Source organism: Corynebacterium argentoratense DSM 44202 (genome assembly GCF_000590555.1).
GTDB lineage: Bacteria > Actinomycetota > Actinomycetes > Mycobacteriales > Mycobacteriaceae > Corynebacterium > Corynebacterium argentoratense.
The window spans coordinates 1,167,767-1,189,961 of the sequence record NC_022198.1 but is presented as its reverse complement, the minus strand read 5'-3'; the positions used below and the strand labels follow the sequence as shown (position 1 = coordinate 1,189,961).

The 22,195-nt window shown below is 57.6% G+C and carries 20 protein-coding genes; 19 read left to right on the top strand and 1 reads right to left on the bottom strand.

Features of this window, described 5'->3' with window-relative positions; genetic code table 11:
* Positions 1 to 9: 9 nt before the first annotated feature.
* From CARG_RS05680 to CARG_RS05590, 19 genes are all read left to right on the top strand, one after another.
* Positions 10 to 1,035: a bifunctional riboflavin kinase/FAD synthetase gene (locus CARG_RS05680; RefSeq protein ID WP_041747026.1), complete on the top strand. Its 1,026-nt coding sequence runs from the start codon at positions 10 to 12 to the stop codon at positions 1,033 to 1,035.
* 160 nt (positions 1,036 to 1,195) lie between these two features.
* Positions 1,196 to 1,465, top strand: coding sequence for a 30S ribosomal protein S15 (gene rpsO / locus CARG_RS05675; RefSeq protein ID WP_020976446.1), 270 nt, complete (start codon positions 1,196 to 1,198; stop codon positions 1,463 to 1,465).
* Positions 1,466 to 1,666: 201 nt separating this feature from the next.
* Positions 1,667 to 3,946 (top strand): polyribonucleotide nucleotidyltransferase, encoded by a 2,280-nt coding sequence (locus CARG_RS05670; RefSeq protein WP_020976445.1) that lies wholly within the window; start codon positions 1,667 to 1,669, stop codon positions 3,944 to 3,946.
* 2 nt (positions 3,947 to 3,948) lie between these two features.
* Complete coding sequence (dapB, locus tag CARG_RS05665) at positions 3,949 to 4,713, top strand: 4-hydroxy-tetrahydrodipicolinate reductase (RefSeq protein ID WP_041747024.1); 765 nt, start codon at positions 3,949 to 3,951, stop codon at positions 4,711 to 4,713.
* A 5-nt stretch (positions 4,714 to 4,718) separates the two neighbouring features.
* On the top strand, positions 4,719 to 5,477 hold the full coding sequence (gene thyX / locus CARG_RS05660; protein ID WP_020976443.1) for an FAD-dependent thymidylate synthase: 759 nt from the start codon (positions 4,719 to 4,721) through the stop codon (positions 5,475 to 5,477).
* A 115-nt stretch (positions 5,478 to 5,592) separates the two neighbouring features.
* Positions 5,593 to 6,504, top strand: a complete 912-nt coding sequence (dapA, locus tag CARG_RS05655) for a 4-hydroxy-tetrahydrodipicolinate synthase (protein ID WP_020976442.1) — start codon at positions 5,593 to 5,595, stop codon at positions 6,502 to 6,504.
* Between the two features lies 1 nt (position 6,505).
* Positions 6,506 to 8,629 (top strand): ribonuclease J, encoded by a 2,124-nt coding sequence (locus CARG_RS05650; protein WP_020976441.1) that lies wholly within the window; start codon positions 6,506 to 6,508, stop codon positions 8,627 to 8,629.
* 72 nt (positions 8,630 to 8,701) lie between these two features.
* The gene (locus tag CARG_RS05645; protein ID WP_020976440.1) at positions 8,702 to 9,325 is read left to right on the top strand and encodes a TIGR03085 family metal-binding protein; all 624 of its coding nucleotides are present in this window, start codon (positions 8,702 to 8,704) and stop codon (positions 9,323 to 9,325) included.
* A gap of 132 nt (positions 9,326 to 9,457) precedes the next feature.
* On the top strand, positions 9,458 to 12,478 hold the full coding sequence (locus CARG_RS05640) for an FtsK/SpoIIIE family DNA translocase (protein WP_081761625.1): 3,021 nt from the start codon (positions 9,458 to 9,460) through the stop codon (positions 12,476 to 12,478).
* A 167-nt stretch (positions 12,479 to 12,645) separates the two neighbouring features.
* The gene (locus CARG_RS05635; RefSeq protein ID WP_020976438.1) at positions 12,646 to 13,653 is read left to right on the top strand and encodes a TerC family protein; all 1,008 of its coding nucleotides are present in this window, start codon (positions 12,646 to 12,648) and stop codon (positions 13,651 to 13,653) included.
* Positions 13,654 to 13,663: 10 nt separating this feature from the next.
* Positions 13,664 to 14,284 (top strand): CDP-diacylglycerol--glycerol-3-phosphate 3-phosphatidyltransferase, encoded by a 621-nt coding sequence (gene pgsA / locus CARG_RS05630; protein ID WP_020976437.1) that lies wholly within the window; start codon positions 13,664 to 13,666, stop codon positions 14,282 to 14,284.
* Entirely contained in the window at positions 14,284 to 14,829 is a 546-nt protein-coding gene (locus tag CARG_RS05625) for a CinA family protein (protein ID WP_020976436.1), read from the top strand. The genes pgsA and CARG_RS05625 overlap by 1 nt, the downstream gene beginning before the upstream one ends.
* Positions 14,830 to 14,877: 48 nt before the next feature.
* Entirely contained in the window at positions 14,878 to 15,300 is a 423-nt protein-coding gene (locus CARG_RS05620; RefSeq protein ID WP_081761624.1) for a helix-turn-helix domain-containing protein, read from the top strand.
* 105 nt (positions 15,301 to 15,405) lie between these two features.
* Positions 15,406 to 16,242, top strand: a complete 837-nt coding sequence (locus CARG_RS05615; RefSeq protein WP_020976434.1) for a PspA/IM30 family protein — start codon at positions 15,406 to 15,408, stop codon at positions 16,240 to 16,242.
* Positions 16,243 to 16,343: 101 nt separating this feature from the next.
* Positions 16,344 to 16,550 carry a DUF3046 domain-containing protein gene (locus CARG_RS05610; RefSeq protein WP_020976433.1) on the top strand — a complete coding sequence of 69 codons (207 nt, stop codon included), beginning with the start codon at positions 16,344 to 16,346 and terminating at the stop codon, positions 16,548 to 16,550.
* A 111-nt stretch (positions 16,551 to 16,661) separates the two neighbouring features.
* A complete protein-coding gene (gene recA, locus CARG_RS05605) occupies positions 16,662 to 17,768 on the top strand; it encodes a recombinase RecA (RefSeq protein ID WP_020976432.1) in 1,107 nt (368 codons plus the stop codon).
* A complete protein-coding gene (locus CARG_RS05600; protein WP_020976431.1) occupies positions 17,752 to 18,426 on the top strand; it encodes a regulatory protein RecX in 675 nt (224 codons plus the stop codon). The genes recA and CARG_RS05600 overlap by 17 nt, the downstream gene beginning before the upstream one ends.
* Positions 18,427 to 18,509: 83 nt before the next feature.
* Entirely contained in the window at positions 18,510 to 20,060 is a 1,551-nt protein-coding gene (gene miaB / locus CARG_RS05595) for a tRNA (N6-isopentenyl adenosine(37)-C2)-methylthiotransferase MiaB (protein ID WP_020976430.1), read from the top strand.
* An 11-nt stretch (positions 20,061 to 20,071) separates the two neighbouring features.
* On the top strand, positions 20,072 to 20,830 hold the full coding sequence (locus tag CARG_RS05590) for an Rv2732c family membrane protein (protein ID WP_144198571.1): 759 nt from the start codon (positions 20,072 to 20,074) through the stop codon (positions 20,828 to 20,830).
* A gap of 4 nt (positions 20,831 to 20,834) precedes the next feature.
* Here the strand turns inward: CARG_RS05590 and CARG_RS05585 are convergent, their stop codons facing one another.
* A complete protein-coding gene (locus tag CARG_RS05585; protein WP_020976428.1) occupies positions 20,835 to 22,193 on the bottom strand; it encodes a DUF349 domain-containing protein in 1,359 nt (452 codons plus the stop codon).
* Positions 22,194 to 22,195: the final 2 nt, after the last annotated feature.

Genomic DNA, 22,195 nt, shown 5'->3' with positions numbered 1-22,195 from the left:
GGCGGTAGTGTGTCAGGGGTGAAGACATGGCACGGCGTGAACGACATCCCCGAAGATTTTGCTCAATGCGTCACCGCCATCGGGGTTTTCGACGGGATCCACCGCGGCCACCAACAGTTGATAACCGCAGCGGTACAACGAGCACGAGAACTCGACGTACCCGCAGTACTGATGACCTTCGCGCCACACCCGCTAGCAGTAGTCGCCCCCAATCGCGTCCCGCCACTGCTCTGCGACATCGACGAACGCGCGCGGCGTGCGCAGGAACTTGGCGTCGACTACTTCCTCGCGGTCGAATTCTCCCGTGATCTCGCCGCACTATCCCCCCAAGACTTCATTGACACCATCGTCGTAGGGCGCCTACATGCGCGCGCGGTATTTGTTGGAGAAAACTTCACCTTCGGGCACAAGGCATCCGGCACCACAGAAACACTGCGCGAACTCGGCGAATCTAGGGGCTTCGAGGCGCACGTCGTGGACCTACTCACAGAGGAAGACGAGGACGGCACAGCGCTGTCATCGTCCTACGCACGCTCACTGCTGGCGGAAGGCGACGTGCAACGAACTGCCCACGTTTTGGGGCGAAACTATACTGTGTGCGGCATCGTCGAACATGGGGCAGGTCGTGGAGGCCGTGAACTCGGCTACCCCACAGCGAACATGTATTTTCCGGACACCGTCGCCCTGCCAGCAGACGGGGTCTACTGTGGTTGGTTCCGCATACTCGACCCGGCGCCGGGTAAAACAACTATCAGCGGCACCATGGAGCCAGAGGTGGCCTACCCCGCAGCAATCTCCATCGGTACCAACCCAACATTTGGCGACCACCGCCGCAGCGTCGAGCCCTTCGTGCTCGACCAAGACGCCGACCTCTATGGATGCCGGTGCGAAGTAGAATTCGTCGACCACCTGCGCAGCATGAAGAAATTCAGTGGGGTAGACGAACTGCTCGACGCAATGGCCAATGACGTGAAACAAACGCGCACCATACTTGCCCAATCAGAGCCCACGCGGCGTCAACACTCCGACAGCTAGAAGAACTGTCAGATATCTGCTAACATCTCAGTGTTTTGTGACTGCGGTCCACAGCAGTTGCTTGGCACCACGATAAACAGCAGAAACCGGCTCAAGTCGGCAGAGTGCGTTGTCGTGGATTCATTCATGTGGACTGAAAAATGTTCGAGGAGAACTCACTATGGCTCTAAGCACTGAGCAGAAGAAAGAAATCCTTGCAGAGTACGGCCTGCACCCCACTGACACCGGTTCTCCGGAGGCTCAGGTTGCACTGCTGACCGTCCGCATCAAGGAGCTCACCGAGCACCTCAAGGAGCACAAGCACGATCACCACTCTCGTCGTGGTCTGCTGCTTCTCGTTGGTCGCCGCAAGGGCCTTCTGAAGTACCTCGCTGCCAACAATGTTGACCGCTACCGCGACCTGATCGCCCGCCTGGGCCTGCGCCGCTAGTGGGTTGCCCTCCCGTCCGCGGATGGGAGGCGTCAACGGAGCAATAAACGCCGACTGCTGTGATGCAGTTGGCGTTTTTGTTTATTCTTTCGGGCGGAAGCGTCTGGTAGTGTTAGGCATCAACTGCGAATAAGAGGATTATTTTTCGGCGACACCGATGATCGCCGAGCGCAGACTGATGTAAAGAGGAGACACGCGCCCATGAGCGACGTAACTTTTGCCAATGACCCCGACTTCGGAATCACCGAAGCTATTGCCACCATCGATAATGGCGATTTTGGCACCCGCACCATTCGATTTGAAACCGGGCAGTTAGCCCGCCAGGCCGGCGGCTCCGTCACCGCATATTTGGATGACGACACCATGATGCTTGCCACTACCACAGCGTCCAAAAAACCGCGTGAAGGTTTTGATTTCTTCCCGCTGACCGTGGACGTTGAGGAACGCATGTATGCCGCGGGTCGTATCCCCGGTTCTTTCTTCCGCCGTGAAGGTCGCCCGTCGACCGAGGCGATTCTCGCATGTCGTTTGATCGACCGCCCTCTGCGCCCCACTTTCGTTAAGGGTCTGCGCAATGAGGTGCAGGTCGTTGTGACCGTCATGTCCATGGATCCCGAGGACATGTATGACGTCGTCGCAATCAATGCTTCTTCTGCTGCCACGCAGCTCAGTGGCTTGCCTGTGTCCGGTCCGGTCGGTGGTGTCCGCATGGCTTTGATTGCGGACGACAAGCATCCCAAGGGCCAGTGGGTGGCTTTCCCGACCCATACCCAGTCCAAGGACGCGTTGTTCGAGATCGTTGTCGCTGGCCGAATTGTCACCCGTACCAAGGGACGCAAGAAGGTTAATGACGTCGCGATCATGATGGTCGAAGCCGGCGCCACCGAGAACGTTGTGGAACGTATTGCTGACGGTGCACCCGCTCCTACCGAGTCTGTGGTTGCCGAGGGTCTTGAGGCTGCGAAGCCCTTCATTGAGGTTCTGTGCCGAGCACAGGCTGGTTTGGCGGAGCGCGCAGCCAAGGAAACCCAAGAGTTCCCCTTGTTCCCGCCTTATGGCGACAAGACCTACGCGATGGTCGACAAGGCTGCAGCTAAGAAGATCGAGAAGCTCATGTCCATCAAGGGCAAGCAGGAGCGCGATGAGGCTGTTGTCGAGCACACCAACGCCATTGTTGAGCAGCTTGTAGACAAGGTTGCTGATTTCTACGAGGATCTTGATGACGCCGCGGCGGTCGCTGCTGCCGAAAAGGAGATCCGCGCCGCTTACGGTGCTGTCACCAAGGCTGTGGTTCGCCGTCGTATTTTGACCGAGGAATACCGCATTGACGGTCGTGGGCTGACTGACATCCGTGATCTTGGCGTAGAGGTTGATCTGATTCCCCGCGCCCACGGTTCTTCCTTGTTTGAGCGTGGTGAGACACAGATTCTCGGCGTCACCACGTTGGACATGCTCAAGATGGAGCAGCAGATTGACTCGCTGAGCCCAGTCGATCATAAGCGTTATATCCACCACTACAATTTCCCGCCGTACTCCACTGGCGAAACCGGCCGCGTTGGATCCCCCAAGCGTCGCGAGATCGGCCACGGTGCACTGGCTGAGCGTGCTTTGGTCCCCGTAATTCCTTCTCGTGAGGAGTTCCCTTACGCCATTCGCCAGGTTTCAGAGGCCCTCGGTTCCAATGGTTCTACTTCGATGGGCTCGGTGTGTGCATCGACCCTGTCGTTGTACAACGCGGGTGTTCCGTTGAAGGCGCCTGTCGCCGGTATCGCTATGGGCTTGGTTTCTGACGAGGTTGACGGCGAGACTCGCTATGTTGCACTGACCGATATCTTGGGTGCTGAGGATGCTTTCGGCGACATGGACTTCAAGGTTGCTGGCACCGCTGAGTTCATCACTGCGTTGCAGCTGGATACCAAACTGGACGGTATCCCTTCGAAGGTACTTGCCGATGCGCTGTCTCAAGCGCGGGATGCGCGCCACACCATTTTGGAAACGATGGCAGAGGTCATCGATGGTCCTGATGAGATGAGCTCGTTCGCTCCGCGTATCACTAGCATCAAGGTGCCGGTGTCCAAGATTGGTGAGGTGATCGGCCCGAAGGGTAAGACCATCAACCAGATCACCGAGGAAACCGGTGCGAATATTTCCATCGAGGAAGATGGCACCGTATTCATCTCCGCCACTGCGGGTGAGGCAGCAGATGCCGCTATTGAGAAAATCAATGCCATTGCTAATCCCCAGCTTCCGCAGGTGGGGGAGCGCTTCCTCGGAACGGTTGTGAAGACGACTGCCTTTGGTGCCTTCGTGAGCCTCTTGCCGGGACGCGACGGCTTGGTGCACATCTCCAAGCTCGGTGGCGGTAAGCGCATCGAGAACGTCGAAGATGTCGTCAACGTTGGGGACAAAATTCAGGTTGAAATCGCTGATATCGATTCCCGTGGCAAGATTTCCTTGGTCCCTGTCGACGACAAGGAGTAATGATGAGCTCCCAACGGTCCATTAGAGTCGGTGTCCTCGGTGCATCAGGCCGAGTGGGCTCTGCAGTGTGTGAAGGCGTTGAAGCCTCAAAGGATCTCGAGCTAGTAGCCCGGATCGATCGCGGCGATAGCCTGGAACAACTCGTAGAATCCGGTGCGGAAGTCATCGTCGACTTCACCCAACCGGGTGTCGTTATGGACAACCTAAAGTTCTGCATCAGCCATGGTATTCACTGCGTTGTCGGTACGACCGGATTCGACGATGAACGCCTGGCTACTGTTCGTGGCTGGTGTGCGGAAGAAGGCAAGGGGAAGGTCGGCGTACTCATTGCACCGAACTTCGCCATCTCTGCTGTGTTGACGATGGTATTGGCAGCGCAGGCTGCTCAATTCTTTGATTCCGCTGAGGTCATCGAATTGCACCACCCGAACAAGCTCGATGCTCCGTCGGGAACGGCCGTGCACACAGCCCGCGGTATCGCTCGCGCGCGCGCCGAAGCAGGTCTGGACGAGCAGCCCGATGCAACTGAGATGTCTCTCGACGGTGCACGAGGTGCCAATGTTGATGGCGTCCCCGTCCATGCTGTCCGCATGACAGGCATGGTTGCCCACGAAAAGGTTATTTTTGGCGCTGAAGGTCAAACCCTGACAATCTGCCAAGATTCCTACTCCAGGTCAAGCTTTGTTCCGGGTGTGCTGCTTGGTGTGCGTGACATTGCCGCGCATCCCGGGTTGACGGTGGGGCTTGAGCATTTCATGGGTCTTTAGGTCCTATGGTGAATCAAGCATCGTTGAGCGTCGAGTTAGTCGGTTGTTCGAACTTCCTGCCTCCGTCGTCGGTTGATTTCGCGACGGAGGCCCAGGGTGGGGAAGCGCTGATTGAATTTGCGGGGCGTGCTTGTTACGAGAGTTTTGATAAGCCCAATCCTCGCACTAGAGACTACGACGCGTACATCCGTCACGTGCTCGAGGTCGGTCACATGGCACTGTTCGAGCATGCCACCGCGACCGTGTACATCCGTGGTATCTCGCGGGTAGCGGCAGCCGAACTGATGCGCCACAGGCATTTTTCCTGTTCTCAACTTTCCCAGCGGTATGTACACGATGACAATCCGGTGGTTGTGCCGCCTTTGGTCGCCGCGGATGACGCTTTATTGAGCCTGTTTCAGCGAGCAGCTGACGAGTCCCGATTCGCGTACGAAGAGCTTCTAAGTGCTTTGGAACAGCGCCTGACGGACGAGCACGGGGAAAACAATGCGTTGCTGCGAATGAAGCAGGCGCGGCAGGCTGCTCGGATGATCCTGCCTGGAGCTACTGAGTCCCGTTTGGTGGTCACCGGCAACTTCCGGACGTGGCGTCACTTCATAGGAATGCGCGCTAGTGAGCATGCGGATGTAGAGATTCGCACAGTCGCTGTAGAGATTTGCCGACTGCTGTCAGACCAAGCTCCAACGGCGTTTGGCGACTTTCAAATCGATTCTCTGCCTGATGGCTCCCTGATGGCTACCAGCCCGTATGTAACCGATTTTTAAGCCCGCACTTGGCAGTTAATTAAAATTGCGGTGGCTGAAGCAATGCTTCATTATTTGTGTGGTGTGACGTGCGTGTTGCCCGAAACGTCGATAAAAACCTGTACTCTAGTGAGTTATGAACGCTCCGAACGTCATATCCATCTCCACCGCCGCTTCCGTATTCGGTACCGTCTCGGTAGCTATGGTTACCCCCTTCACCGCCGAAGGAGGGGTCGACTTCGATGCTGCCGCTCGTCTTTCCTCGTACTTGGTGGAACAAGGCTGCGATGCTCTTGTCTTGTCCGGAACTACCGGAGAATCTCCCACAACGACCCCTGCGGAAAAACGCGCACTCATTCAGGCGGTGCGCGAAGCTGTCGGTCCCAACATCAAGCTGACGGCAGGTGTCGGGACCTACAACACTGCTGAATCCGTTGAGCTAGCCAAGCAGGCAACCGAAGCTGGCGCCGACGGTCTACTTGTCGTTACTCCTTACTACTCGCGCCCCAGTCAGGAAGGCATCTATCGGCACTTCACCACGGTCGCTGATGCGACCGACACGCCGATCTGCCTGTATGATATCCCATCGCGTTCTGCAGTGGGGATTAATTCTGATACCATTAAGCGTCTAGCCGAACACAAGAATATTCAGGCGCTCAAGGACGCGAAAGGCGATCTTGGTGCAGCCGCCTCGCTGATTGCCACCACTGGACTGGATTGGTATTCCGGCGATGACTCACTCAACCTCCCATGGTTGTCGATTGGTGCCACTGGTTTTATTTCTGTGATCGGACATGTTGCAGCAGCGCAGCTGCGTCAACTGTTGGAAAGCTTCGAGGAAGGCGACCTCGCCCGTGCGCGGGAGATCAACGCCACTTTGACCCCGCTGACCAACGCTCAGGCACGCTTGGGCGGAGTCAGCTTCGCGAAAGCTGCCCTGAACTTGATGGGTATGCAGGTCGGAGAGCCCAGGCTCCCGCAGATTCATGCGGGTGAAGCCGATTTGGGCCCACTGACTGAAGATTTAACACAGGCTGGAGTCCTATAACATGACTGAACCCCGTACCCGATCCCGCAAAGTAACTCGCAAGGCCGGGCCTCCTGAGACCCCTGAGTTCCAAGCACCCTCGGCACCGGCTGAAGGATCGGACAGCGGTTCCTCTGCTTCTTCCTCGGAAGGCGCCAAGCAGTCTTCCGGTGCGAACGACGGTGAACGAAAAGGCGCTCAGCGTGGTGGCTCGAGCCGCAACGGCGAACGCTCTTCGAACAGCCGTAACCGTCGCTCCCGCGGCCGAGGTGGCAATTCCAACGGATCCAGCAACCGCGAATCTCGCGGCGGCAACAATAAGGGTTCCTCCAACTCTGGTGGCAACAGTAATGGCAACCGCAATCGCAGTCCCCGTCGCAATGTTGTCAAGTCCATGCAGGGTGCAGACCTCACGCAGCGACTTCCCCAACCTCCGAAGGCCCCTAAGGACGGTCTTCGTATCGTCGCCCTCGGTGGTATTTCCGAAATTGGTCGAAACATGACCGTTTTCGAGTACCGCGGCAGGTTGCTGATTGTCGACTGTGGTGTCTTGTTCCCGTCTTCCGGAGAACCGGGTGTGGATCTCATCCTTCCCGATTTCTCTTACATCGAAGACAAGCTCGACAAGATCGAAGCCCTTGTGGTTACCCATGGCCACGAGGATCACATCGGTGCTATTCCTTGGCTGCTTAAGCTGCGCCCGGATCTACCGATCTTGGCATCGCGCTTCACCTGCGCGCTCATCCAGGCTAAATGCCAGGAGCACCGCCAGCGCCCCAAGCTCATCGAGGTCAACGAGCAGTCGGACGTCAACCGGGGCCCGTTCAACTTGCGATTCTTCGCGGTTAATCACTCCATCCCGGATTGCTTGGGTATCGCTATCAAGACCGGCGCTGGGCTCGTCGTCCACACCGGCGACATCAAGCTGGATCAGACGCCGACTGATGGTCGACCGACTGACCTTCCGGCGCTGTCTCGATTTGGTGACGAAGGCGTTGACCTGTTCTTGTGTGACTCCACCAACGCAACAACTCCTGGCGTTTCCGGTTCAGAGGCTGATATTGCTCCCACTCTGAAGCGACTCATCGGCGAGGCAAAGCAGCGTGTGATCCTTGCTTCCTTCGCCTCCAACGTATACCGTGTCCAATCCGCTGTTGACGCAGCGGTCGCCGCAGGTCGCAAGGTGGCTTTCAACGGTCGTTCGATGATCCGCAATATGGAAATCGCGGAAAAGATGGGTTACCTCAAGGCACCTCGCGGAACCATCATCACCATGGACGAAGCCGCCAAAATGGCACCCCATCGCGTTGTTCTGATCACGACAGGTACCCAGGGTGAGCCCATGGCAGCCCTGTCACGCATGGCGCGTCGCGAACACCGCCAGATCACCGTACGTGATGGCGACCTGATCATACTTTCCTCTTCGCTGGTGCCCGGTAATGAGGAAGCCGTTTTTGGCGTCATCAACATGCTGGCCCAGATCGGCGCAACCGTGATCACCGGCCGTGACGCTAAGGTTCACACCTCCGGCCACGGCTATTCCGGTGAGCTGCTCTTCCTGTACAACGCGGTTCGCCCAACTAATGCTATGCCGGTCCACGGCGAATGGCGCCACCTGCGAGCGAACAAAGAGCTCGCTATCTCCACGGGTGTCAACCGTGACAATGTTGTCCTCGCTCAAAATGGCGTGTTCGTTGACTTGGTCGATGGCAACGCTCGCGTCGTTGGTCAGCGCGACGTCGGTAACCTCTACGTCGACGGCGTCACCATGGGTGACATCGATGAAGAAGTGCTCGCAGACCGCACCTCCATGGGTGAAGGCGGCCTGATCTCCATTACCGTCGTCATCGACAACCGTACCGGGCGTCCTCTGGAGCGCCCGACGGTTCAGGCCAAGGGCTTCTCAGAGGACCACCTCGCGATGATGCCAGAGGTTACCGACCTCGTTGAAAACACTATGCTTGACCTTGCTGGTGAGGGCGAAAACGAGGTGTACCGAATGGTGCAAAAGCTGCGCCGGACCGTCTCCCGCTACGTCGAGCAAAAGTGGCGCCGCAAGCCTATGATCATCCCGACTGTTGTTCCGACTGCGGGCGAGGTTCACGTCAGCGACGAAGACATCGCTGCTGCGCGCCAGAGCCTCTAGATCGAGTTGTCACCCGCGGGGTGTGGGCACGCTGCATAATGTAGCTGCCCACACCCCGCTATTGTTTATTGTGTGAAGTTTCATCAACGCGAACGCGCAGACCTAGCAAAGCTCATGCTGGAATTGGGGCCGGAGGCACCTACGAGCCTCGAAGGCTGGTCGGTACAAGATCTCGCAGTCCACCTCTACCTCAGAGAACATCGTCCCGACGCGGCTCTCGGAATGTTCCTCACACCTTTCGCTCGCCACACTGAGAGGACTGCTCGACGAGTTTCAGCTGACCTCGGCTTTGAAGGCGTGGTGGAAGCATGGGCGGCTGGCCCTCCAAAGCTGCTCAAGCCCGTAGACGCACGGATGAACACCGCCGAAAACTTCATTCACCACGAAGATGTCCGCCGCGCACAACACGGATGGCAGCCACGCGCCCTACCAGAGGATGCCCAGCAAGCATTGCTCACCCCCTTGAAGACGATCGGTGCAATGTTGGTCTCTCCCAGCACCGCGCCTGTTATTGCTTACCCATCGGGCCTTCCGCGTGTGGTGTTGCATGACCAGAGGGGCGTAGCCCGAGCCGGCGATGATGTTGTGAGGATTCGTGGAAATGTTGGGGAAATTCTCCTTCATCTCTTCGGCCGTCAATCGCAAGGGCTTGACCTTGAAGGGAACGTGCACGGTCTCCGCCTTCGCAAATTGTAGCCTCTTCGGTGTGATGTAGAGCTGATTTAGCCGGGGTAGTGGTCGATAGCTATACCGATGCCGGTCAATGTTTAGTGTGTGGCCGGTGTGTCTGTTGTGACTGGTGTGGAAAAGAGGGATAAACTTCAGCCCATGCCTGCTTCAACACGCTCGAGGGCGAAGTCTGCTTCGAACAGTCACAACGGACCGCGGAAAAAGTCCGCCCCCGCCAAAGCCTCGGCAAGCAACCGGCGCAGCCGCTCCCAGAGCGGTCAAGGTAGGGTAGTGCCCGTAGCTCAGCGTGCATCAGAAACAGCTGAAGAGCGAACTGGCAGCGCCTTTCGTGGTGTGGGTGCGGGACTAGGTGCAGCCTTCCGCGGCACCGCCCACGGGCTCGGTGTCCTGACTCGCTCCCTGGGGGGACGCGGTCGCGGACACCGCTATGACCATGACGACGACGCCCTTGAATCCGATAGTGAGTCGACTGTCGATGACGATGCGACCGTCGTGCTTGATTCTCCTTCTTCTAGCCGCCGCGGACATCGCACACGTGCCAGCAAAAAGAGTGACGTCCCCGCGTTGAAGCAGCCCCAGCCGGGTGTTGTTGCTAACGATGGGGGACACGATGGTATCGGGCTCGCCCTCATTGGTATCGCGGTTATTCTTGGCGCGTGCGTATGGGTTGATGTCGCGGGCCCCGTGGGCCGGGTCATCGCCGACGGTGCTTACTACTCGATTGGCGCAGGGGCTGTAGTCCTGCCCATTATTCTCGCCGCCGCCGCTGTAGCTCTGATGCTCGGCTATCTACCCGGTGCACAGGCCAAGCAGCGTGGCGCCCTGGGCTTCGTGTTGCTGGCACTCCCAATGCTCGGCTTAATCCATATTTTTGCCGGCCTGCCCTCAGAATGGGCAGGCCGCAAAACAGCCGGAGGTTTCCTAGGGACTATTGTTGGTGGTCCGCTCGCAGCGGGTCTCACCAGCTACATCGCCATACCGATCCTCATTCTGGTCATTGTCTACGGCGCGCTGAAGCTCACCGACGTAACGGTCCGAGAGTTCGTCACCTACATCAGTGACATTGTTCGCGGTGCCGACGGCCGCTATGAACAGCAGCAGTGGGATGATGTCGCAGATGAGGATGACGACGAGCTTCACATCGACGACTACCGTGCAGATATTCCATCGAGCACGCGGCCGCCGTCCTCGGCTCGCGCAACCCGCTCGAATACAGGCGCGCGAGGGTTGACCCCGGCGGAAAACTATCCGTTGGATAGCCACAGCGATGAACCTACCGTCACGCTTCCGTCGCCTAGAAAGAAGTCACGCAGGGAGGACAATCTCTACGACGAAGCCTCCGAACCCATGCTGACATTCGATCAGGAGCCGAGCACCTCGGCACGCACCCTGCGCCCGGACACCTCTGCTGCCCGTGATGCGGTTGAAGCTGCCGCAAGCAGATTGGACACGGTCGCAGCAGCCGCAGGCAGCGCTGCCGCCAAGGCCACGGAATCTGCCGCAGCCCAAGCAGCAGCACCCGCCGCTGCAGTAGTAGCGGCAAGCAGGGCCGCCAAGGCGGTTGCAGGCACAGATGATTCCGTTGCGCATTCAACAGACTTGAGTGCCGCACCTTCGGATGATCCCTACGAAGTGCCCTCACCGCACTTGCTGACCCCCGGAGCTCCGGCGATCACCAGGTCTGAGGCCAACGACAGGACGATCGAGCAGATCAACGGCGTGTTCCAAGAATTCAACATCGATGCGATCGTCACCGGCTTCTCCCGAGGACCGACAGTGACCCGCTACGAAGTGGAACTTGGACGCGGCGTCAAAGTCAGCAAAATTACCAACCTGCAGGCGAACCTGGCTTACGCCGTAGCCAACGAAAATGTGCGTATCCTCAGCCCGATTCCCGGAAAACAAGCCGTGGGCATCGAGGTGCCGAACACAGACCGCGAAATGGTCCGTCTCGGCGACGTGCTCAACGCACCCGCCGTCGCCAACGATGACAACCCGGTTCTCATCGGCATCGGCAAAGACGTTGAAGGCGAGTACATCGCGCACTCCCTCGCCGCGATGCCACACTTGCTTGTAGCTGGTGCCACCGGCTCGGGTAAATCAGCGTTCGTTAACGCCATGCTGGTGTCGCTTCTCACTCGGGCAACCCCAGAGGAAGTCCGCTTGATCCTCGTCGACCCAAAGATGGTGGAGCTAACCCCCTACGAGGGCATTCCACACCTGATCACCCCGATCATCACCCAACCCAAGAAGGCCGCCGCGGCGCTCAACTGGCTTGTTGAGGAGATGGAACAGCGCTACATGGACATGCGCCAGGCAGGGGTGCGTCATGTCAAGGACTACAACGCGAAAATCCGCGCCGGTAAAGTCGAACTGCCGCCGGACAGCAAGCGGGAACTTAAACCCTATCCGCTGATTATTTGCGTAGTCGACGAGCTCGCTGACCTGATGATGACTGCGCCCAAGGAAATTGAAGACTCCATCGTGCGCATCACCCAAAAAGCACGCGCCGCAGGTATTCATCTTGTGCTTGCGACCCAGCGCCCCTCTGTTAACGTCGTGACCGGTTTGATCAAGACCAACGTTCCCTCTCGACTATCTTTCGCAACCTCAAGTCAGACTGACTCCCGAGTCATTCTCGACCAACCCGGAGCCGAAAAGCTCATCGGCATGGGTGACGGGCTGTTCATCCCGCAGGGTGGCAACGCACTGCGTATCCAAGGCGCTTACGTCTCCGACGAAGAAATCCACGCAGTGGTTGAAAAGGCGAAGGAACAAGGCGCACCGCACTACGAGGAAAACGTCACCGAAGAAAAGGTCGAAAAGAAGCATATCGACTCTGACATCGGCGACGACCTCGATGACTTGATCGAAGCCGCGACACTAGTCATCACTTCCCAACTGGGATCGACATCCATGCTGCAGCGAAAGCTGCGCATTGGCTTCGCGAAAGCAGGTCGCCTCATGGACTTGCTTGAGTCCCGCGACGTCGTCGGGCCGTCCGAAGGCTCAAAACCCCGCGAAGTCCTCGTGCGCGAAGACGAGCTCGAAACCACCCTGTGGATGCTCCGAGGTGCTAACCCAGAAGATGCCCCCCGGGATAACGATGACCAAGATACACACATCGTTGACGCAAACCCGACAGGCGGCGTGTTCTAGTCGCCACAGGCGGGTCCAGTAGGCTACAGTGGGGTGTCATTGGAGGGGAGTACCCCGACCTACAGCGTTGATCGTCAACACGGCGTGGACACCCACCCCGGTCGCGCTGGCCACCATTAGTGGTGGGGGAGACCTCCGGTTGTTGTAGTTTTTCACCGGAGGTTTTTGTGGAAGTTAATGCATTGACGTGGACTATTACCGTCATCGTCGTACTAGGCCTGCTGGCTTTCGATTTTGTCTCGCATGTGCGTAGTGCGCACGAGCCCTCAATGCGGGAGGCCACGGGGTGGATGCTTTTCTACATGGCGCTCGCTGCAGCGTTCGGCATGTTTCTCTGGTTCACCTGGGGCGGGTCAGAGGGACAGCATGATCACGCTATCGAATTCTTTGCCGGCTACATCACCGAGCTCAGCTTGAGCATCGACAATCTGTTCATCTTTGCTCTGATCATCGGAAGCTTTAAAGTCCCACGCGCTTACCAGCAAAAGGTTCTTCTTATTGGCATTGCATTGGCTCTGGTGTTCCGTGGCATTTTTATTGCGCTGGGCGCGGTGGTCATTTCCAAGGCTGCCTTCGTGTTCTACATTTTTGGCGCTTTTCTTCTCTACACCGCTATCAAACTCGTCGTGGACGAGGTCCGCGGGGCAGAGGAAACCCATGTGGATGACATGGCTGTGGTCAAGCTTGTTCGCCGAGCGTTCCCGGTGTCGAGCACTTTCGATGGTGATCGTTTGTTGACTCGCTTGAATGGTCGGCTGATGTTGACACCGCTGTTTATTTGCTTGTTGTCTATCGGCTTTATTGACGTGATGTTCGCTTTCGACTCCATTCCGGCTATTTTTGGTTTGACACAAGAGGCCTACATTGTGTTTACCGCTAACGCGTTTGCGTTGATGGGGCTTCGGCAGATGTACTTCCTATTGGATGCTCTGTTGGAGCGCTTGGTGTTCTTGTCTTACGGGTTGGGCGTGATCCTTGCTTTTATCGGTGTGAAGCTGTTGTTGCATGCACTGCATGAAAACCACGTTCCGTTTATCAACGGTGGGCAGCCGCTGCATGTTTACGAGTTCCCGACGGTGCTGTCTTTGTTGATTATCGTCGCGATATTGGCTGTGACCGCGATACTTAGCCTGCTAAAGAGCCGCTCCGATGCTCGCCGTGCGGCGCTGAACTAGGCTGTGTCTTGTGTCTGAACCTGTAAAGCCGAGCAATGTGAACCTGCCGAATGTGCTGACTGGTATCCGGATTGTGTTGATTCCGGTATTCGTATTCGCGGCCTATGCCGGTGGTGGTGCCGGTGTTATTTTTTCGCGTGATGACGTCGCGTCGGGTGCTGCCCGCGGAAGTATCGCGTGGATGTGGGTTACCGTCGCTTTGTTCATTGCAATGATGATTACCGACAAGCTCGATGGGGACATTGCCCGCGCCCGTGGGATAGTGACTGACTTCGGTAAGATTGCCGACCCGATCGCAGACAAAGCTCTGATGATTTCCGCATTGGTGTGCCTCAACCTGTGGTGCGGGCTTCCGTGGTGGATAACAGTCGTGATCATCGCCCGTGAGCTCGGCATTACTCTGTGGCGCATGGTTCAGCTGCGCAGGGGAGTGGTGGTGCCAGCATCCAAGGGCGGCAAGATCAAAACCACTCTCCAGGCTGCAGCCGTCGCTGCTTATTTCCTTCCCTTGGGCCCGGTCGTTCATAACATTGCTGTTGGCCTGATGCTGGCTGCGGTTGTGGTGACAGTGGTGACTGGTGTGATGTATCTAGTCGACTCCTTCCGTGTCTCCCCGGCGGCTAAGGCGTAATGATGGATGTCGCAGCGCATCTGGTGGAGTTGCTGTGCGAGCGTAATCAGACCGTGGCTACCTGTGAGTCCTTGACTGCGGGATTAGCTGCCGCAACGATCGCAGGTGTGCCTGGCGCATCTGCGGTTCTTAGAGGCGGGTTGGTTACCTACGCCACTGATGTCAAGGTGCATCTTGCTGGGGTTGATCCGACCACCATCGAAACCCATGGGGTTATCAGTGGCTACTGCGCACTTGAAATGGCTCGCGGTGCCCAGCGCCGCCTCGATGCCGACTGGGCCGTGGCCTTTACTGGGGTTGCGGGTCCAGATCGCCAGGACAATCACCCAGTGGGTGAGGTCTGGGCAGCAATCGTAGGCCCCAACGATATAGAGCATTATTGGCAAGTGACTGAAAGCTCAATGGGTCTAGAGAAAGCACCGCGGGTGCTTTCAGGAAACCGCGAGTCAATCCGTCGGCGCACCGTCGAGTTAGTTTTAGCTAGACTGGCAGAACATGTGGCGAAACTGCCCGCCACACCTTTCAGGGCGAATCGCCGTAACTGACTTGCTTGCATGGGAACAAAAACAAGCAGTGAAACGTTGGGATAAGTGATGGTAACTAACACTGCTGTGCTCGAGCGGCCGCACCGGCTTTCCTCCGGTGTAGCCAGCCGCCAACATGCCCACGCGCGTCATACACCGCATGCGCCCGTAAACCCCAAGTCTCAATCCGCATCGCAGAAGCTTTCCGCGTTGGCAACAACGCACAAGGAGCCATTGCTCCGGGAGGCTTTAGGCACTGCACTACGTGCCTTCCGTTCGGATCGCGGCGTCACCCTCCGTGAGCTTGCTGAGCTATCCAGCGTCTCCCCAGGGTACCTCTCGGAACTGGAACGGGGACGAAAAGAAGTCTCCTCTGAGGTTTTGGCCTCCGTGTGCCATGCGCTAGAAACTTCCGTCGCCGACGTACTCATTGAAGCAGCTGGTTCCATGGCCGCCACGTCCATAGACGCAGATCTAGCACTGACACGCTAAACCGAACTACACTTGACAGAGCGTTCGTCCGACGTAGAACATACTCGGCGCAGTGGACGGGTGTACCGAGACAACCTGATGTAGAGAAAGGTTCTGCACACACTCATGGCTAACCCTTTTAGCAAAGCATGGAAGTATTTCCTAGCACTGTTCGATTCCAAGATCGAAGAGAACGCTGACCCCAAGATCCAAATCCAACAAGCCATTGAGGCTGAGCAGAAGCAGCATCAAGAGCTCACCCGCCAGGCCGCAGCTGTCATTGGTAACCAGCGTCAGCTTGAGATGCAGCTCAACCGCCAACTTACCGAGATCGAAAAGCTCAAGGGCAACACCCGCCAGGCTATTCAATTGGCAGACAAAGCCCGCGCTGACGGCAACGAAGCCAAAGCAGTCGAATACACCAATGCAGCAGAGGCCTTCGCGGCACAGCTAGTGACCGCAGAACAATCTGTTGAAGATACCAAACAGCTGCACGACCAAGCTCTCCAGCAGGCTCAGTCTGCTAAGAAGGCCGTCGAGCGTAACTCCATGGCACTACAGCAGAAGGTAGCTGAGCGCACGAAGCTGCTCAGCCAGCTGGAGCAAGCCAAGATGCAGGAAAAGGTTGCAGACTCCCTCAAGAGCATGGATGCCTTGACTGCAAGCGGCGATACCCCGAACCTTGACCAAGTTCGCGAAAAGATCGAACGCCGCTATGCTAACGCTCTTGGGCAGGCCGAACTTGCTGAAAGTTCTGTTCAGGGTCGCATGGCGGAAATTGAAGCAGCTGGCGTAGAACTCGCCGGTCACTCCCGTCTTGAGCAGATTCGCGCTGAGATGAACAGTGGCTCTAGCACCCCCGCCGTCGGCAAAGCTCCCGAGCAGCAAGCCATCCAGGGTACTCAACAGCCGGTAGAAGACCCGGTTGAGCGCCGCCTTCGCGAGCTACGCGAGCAGGGCTAAAATCGCACCCCACCCCACCCCCTCGGTTGTTGTGACCGCACGGTTGGGTGGGGTGTACCAGTTACAACGCTCGGCTTTCACGCCGTGGCAACGGAGGAACCGTGCGCCTAGCGCAATTTTATGCTTTGATCGAAGGTGAATTCGGACGCTCATATGGCGATTGGATTCTGTCTTCACACGTGTTGCCGTTTCGGGGGATAAGCGCACGCGAAGCCATCGAGCGTGGGGATGACCTACGTGACGTGTGGCTGGACATCTGTAAGGAATTCGACGTACCCGAGCAGCGTTGGCTCGGAGAAGACATTTAGACCCACAACTTGGCGCGTAGCCCAGTGTCCACAAACGGGTACCGCCGCACAGTTTGAAACCCGAACAACTTTAAACATAAACAAGATTGAGACTACAGAAAGGCCCACATCATGGCTGCAAAAAAGAGTGCGAAGGTCGCCCAAGCAGGCGCAGGTGATCGCGATCAGGCGCTGGCTGCCGCATTAGCAAAAATCGAGAAGGATTATGGCAAAGGTGCCGTGATGCGCCTTGGGGATGAAACCCGCCCCAGAATCCAGGTTATTTCCTCTGGCAACACTGCAATCGACATTGCTCTAGGTATCGGCGGTTTTCCCCGCGGACGAATCGTGGAAATCTACGGGCCCGAATCTTCCGGTAAAACCACTGTGGCCCTTCATGCCGTCGCACAGGCACAGCAGGCCGGCGGAATCGCCGCATTCATCGATGCAGAGCATGCACTAGATCCCGAATACGCACGGAAACTGGGCGTCGACACTGATGCGTTGCTTGTATCTCAGCCCGACACAGGTGAACAAGCGCTCGAAATCGCCGATATGTTGGTCCGTTCTGGCGCGATCGACATCATCGTCATCGACTCTGTTGCCGCACTGACCCCTAAAGCTGAAATTGAAGGCGAAATGGGCGACAGCCACGTCGGTCTGCAAGCCCGTTTGATGAGCCAAGCCCTGCGCAAGATGACCGGTGCCCTCTACAACTCGGGCACTACCGCGATCTTCATCAACCAGCTGCGCGAGAAAATCGGCGTCATGTTTGGTTCTCCCGAAACGACAACCGGTGGTAAAGCGTTGAAGTTCTACGCTTCCGTGCGATGCGACGTGCGCCGCATCCAGACGCTCAAGGACGGTACCGACGCCATCGGCAACCGCACCAAGCTTAAAGTTGTTAAGAACAAAGTGTCGCCGCCGTTTAAGATTGCCGAGTTCGACATCATCTACGGTGAAGGAATTTCTCGCGAATCCTCCCTCATCGACCTGGGTGTAGACAACAACGTCATTAAAAAGTCCGGTTCCTGGTTCACCTACAACGGCGACCAGCTGGGACAGGGTAAGGAAAAGGTTCGCCTCTACCTGAAGGAAAACAAGGAGTTGGCGGACGAAATCGAGCAGAAGATCTTCGAAAAAGTAGGATTGCTTGAGCCTGCCGAAGGCGGGGACGACCTAAGCGATGAGCCCGTCGACATGGTGCCCAACGTAGATTTCGATGACGACGAGTCCTAAGCACAACCCACACGAAGAAAAACTCGCACAGCTCGCTCGAGCCATAGAGGAATATGAATCCGGCGAGTATTCTCCGACGATTATCGACCCGGTGGCGGAGGAAAGGAAATCCGCCGTCCGTCACCGGGCGCTGCTCCTACTTAACTCCAGGCGGCGTTCACGTAAAGAATTATTCGACCGGCTGAGCACACCAACGCAAAGCCAACACAAACGCCAGCAGACCGCCGAGTCCGGCGATGATGACGTCGCTACAGACGCGGCGTCATCACTTGTTGACCCCACCGTTATCAACGAGGTGCTTGACGACCTCGAACGCGTAGGCCTCATCGACGATGATCTCTTCGCCGAACAGTGGGTGCGGGAGCGGCATCAACGGCGCGGTAAGACCCGGCGAGTGCTTGACCAGGAACTCATCCACAAGGGAGTTGCGGAAGAGGTTCGCTTGCGCGCGCTGTCTCAACTCAGTGACGAGGACGAACTGCACGTCGCACGCGCGCTCGTCGAAAAAGAAGTCGCGAAGGTGGGGGAGTTGGCAGACCGTCGGCACTATGACAAAGCTTTACGCAGCTTGGTAGGAAAGCTCGCCCGCCGAGGGTTTGGCACCTCGTTGGCGCTGAACCTGTGCCGGGAAGCTCTGGAGCCGCTTCGGAGATTCTAAGGCAGCCAACTTACCCGGCTGCTCGTAATGCCAAGGTCTTTCTAAGTTTCACCACGCTGTCGTAGTGGTTAGAATGACCCTCCGTGATTCAAAATGCTCCCGCACGCAGCTACGAGGTGCGCACCTTTGGCTGCCAGATGAATGTCCACGATTCCGAGCGCCTGTCTGGCTTGCTGGAAGAAGCCGGCTACGTGCCTGTCGCCGAAGGACACACCCCAGATCTAGTGGTGTTTAACACCTGTGCAGTGCGCGAAAACGCAGATATGCGTCTGTACGGCACACTCGGTAATTTGCGGGCGACCAAGCGGGAACACCCCGGTATGCAGATCGCGGTTGGGGGGTGCCTCGCGCAGAAGGACAAAGACACGGTCGTCCGCAAAGCCCCATGGGTCGACGTGGTATTTGGTACGCACAACATTGGCTCACTTCCTGCGCTACTCGATCGGGCGCGCCACAACAAACGCGCAGAAGTCGAAATCGTCGACTCTCTCGAGCAATTCCCCTCGGTGTTGCCTGCTAAGCGTGAGTCCGCCTACGCAGGCTGGGTAAGTGTCTCCGTCGGCTGCAATAACACGTGCACCTTTTGTATTGTTCCCAGCCTGCGTGGCAAGGAGCTTGACCGTCGACCAGGCGACATTCTCGCTGAGGTTAAAGCCCTGGTGGATCAAGGTGTCAGTGAGGTGACCTTGTTGGGCCAAAACGTCAACGCCTACGGGGTCAACTTTGCGGATCCTGACGCACCACGGGACCGGGGTGCTTTCTCGAAGTTGCTTCGGGCCTGCGGCGATATCGAGGGCCTCGAGCGTGTTCGTTTTACCTCGCCGCACCCGGCGGAGTTCACCGAAGACGTCATCGATGCGATGGCTGAGACTCCTAATATTTGTCCGCAGTTGCATATGCCTCTGCAGTCAGGGTCAGACCGCGTTTTGAAGGAGATGCGCCGTTCTTATCGCTCTCGGAAGTTCCTGTCCATTCTGGATTCGGTTCGTGAGAAGCTGCCCCATGCGGCCATCACCACCGATATCATCGTGGGTTTTCCGGGAGAAACCGAGGAGGACTTCCAACAGACTCTGGATGTGGTGGAGCGTGCTCGTTTTACCAGTGCCTACACTTTCCAATACAGTCCTCGCCCGGGTACTCCTGCTGCGGAGTACGACAATCAGATCCCGAAGGAGATTGTCCAGGAGCGCTTCGAGCGTCTGATGTCGCTTCAAGAGCGCATCAGTAAGGAAGAAAATGTGGCGCTCATCGGCTCCACCGTGGAGCTTCTGGTCCAGGCTGATGGGGGTCGTAAGAACAGCGAGACGCATCGTTTGACAGGCCGTGCCCGCGATGGCCGTTTGGTTCACTTCACCCCGAAGCCTAGTGATGTTGCTGAGGATTCGGTGGCGGTCTTGGGTGATGACGTCGCGGGAAATATCCGTCCCGGAGATATTGTGACGGTTGTTGTTACCGACGCTGCCGCGCATTATTTGGTTGCCGATGATGGGGTGCTGACCTATCGTGCGACCAAGGCAGGCGACATGTCTGCTGCAGGTAAAGTGCCCACAACGGCCCCGATCGGCGTGGGCCTGGGGTTGCCTTCTATCGGCAACCCCAGGCAGGTTGAGGCGACTGGGTGCTCCGGCTGCTAGCCTAAAGCGTTGTGAGTCAAGCACCGAAAGAGTCCAAGTTTGTAGGGGCCGACGACAGCCGGCCCAAGTCCTCGGCTGGTGGGACGCGTGTACGTTCCCGGATGACAGTGGAGGAGCACATCGCTGCCCACGGTGGCGATGTTGCTGCAGCCGAGAAATCCGCGGCGCGGGAATTGACGTTTAAAGGCGAGCAGGTCCCTTTGGGCATCGCGATGATCGGTTTCGTATTGTCGCTGTTTTTCCCGCACTCAGGTGAAGTGCTGGGGATTGACGTGTTGTTCGACTCTGAGACTGCCCGTTTTTATCTGACGACTCTTCCGGAGCGGATTTATGTGTGGGCGGGTGTCGTCGGGGTCGTTGCTTTGACGGTCGCCGCGATAGTGACGCGTTTGGCCCTCGTCGGGTATCTCGCGTGGTTCTTTAGTGGCGTGTCGCTGTTTTATTCCATTTTCGCGATGTGGATGCGACAGTCCCGCCCGCCGACGGATCCTGGTGTGGGCCCGTCGTTTGGCTTGATTATGGGCGCGGTGTGCGTGCTGGTAGCTGCTGTGTCGTGGAGTTTTGTTATCGTCCATAAGTCTTCTTTACAGAAGGCTTTGGACGCTGTGCGGCGCCGGGGTAATCCTCGCGCGGAGGACAAGGTTGCTCAGACGCAGATGAGTATTCTCGATCAGGAAGCCCGCCGGATTAATGAAGGCCAGGACAATCCTTTGCTAGTTGACGATCGACGACATCGTGCCGCCCAGCGCCGCAAGAGGGAGCAAGGTTAGTTTTTTAGCGCTGCTCGAGTGCTTCGGCTGCGGCCTGTGCCCACTGTGACCATTGTTCAGCCTGGGCGCGAAGGTCGGCGGCCTGTGCAGTTTTCCCTGAGGCTTCTGCGGCTTGGACTTGTGCCTGCAGTTCTTCGACTTTGTCCTGGAATTGCTTGACGCGTGCCTGCGCCTCCGGGTCAGTGCGTCGCCACTGAGCGTCAGCGTAGTCAGAAACGGTGCGTTCTAGAGCGGCAATTTTGTCTTCGTATTCGCTTACTCGGCCGCGGGGAACATATCCGATGGCTTCCCACTTGTCCTGTAGTTCCCGCAGCTTCAGGCGTGCGCCTTCGAGATCCGTCGCGGGGTCGATAAGGGGCGTGTATTCAGCGATGAGGGCGTCTTTGGCTGCGGCGTTGGCTTCAAACTTCTCATCTTTCTCACGGGCCTCTGCGTCCCTCGCCCCGAAGAAGTGATCTTGTGCGGCTTTGAATTGTGCCCATAGGCGGTCGTCCGCCTCGCGGTGAGCACGGCCGGCTTTCTTCCATTCGCTCATGAGGTCGCGGTAGGCACGTGCTGTCTCGGCCCAGTCAGTGGAATCCTTCAGCGCCTCAGCACGTTCGACGAGTTCTTCTTTTGCACGTTTTGCTGCCGCCCGGGTCTTGTCTAGTTCAGAGAAGTGCGCACCCCGGCGGTGGTTAAAACTGTCGCGGGCTTCGGAGTAGCGCTTCCAGAGAGCATCGTCTGTGCTTCGATCGACGCCTTTGATGGTGCGCCATTCTTCGAGGATGTCGCGGAGGCGGTCGCCGGCTTTCTTCCATTCGGTGGAGTGAGCAGCGAGTTCTTCAGCTTCCGCAACCAACTGCTCCTTGCGCGCGATGGCTTGGGCCCGTTGCTGTGCTTTGGTTTCTTTAGCTTGTTCCTCGGCGGTGAAGGAGTCGGTGATGATGCCGGCGAGTTGGCGCTCGAGCAGGGCAATGTCGCCGATCACTGCTGCGCTGCCGAGGGTGTCTGCGATCGCTTCAGCTTGTGCTCGCAGGGTTGCTGCTTCAGCAGGATGGGATGCTAGACGCACGTTGAGGAGCTCGATTTCGGTCGCCAGATCGTCGTAGCGATGGCCGTAGTGCAGCAGCCCTTCCTCTACGCTGCCTGCTTGCCACGAGCCGATGAGTCGCTCATCGGTGGCGGTACGGACGTAGACGTCACCGTTGTCGTCGATACGCCCAAACTTTTTGATCTGCGCCAGGGTGCTGGCGGGTCGCGCGGTCGAGGGGGCGGGGGCTGCTGCGGGTGTTTTCTTGGGGACGGCTGATGGCAGGATGTGTGCTCCAGGTCGGGGCCCGGGCTTGGGTGCCGGGGTGGTGGAAGAGGAGTTGGTGCTCATGA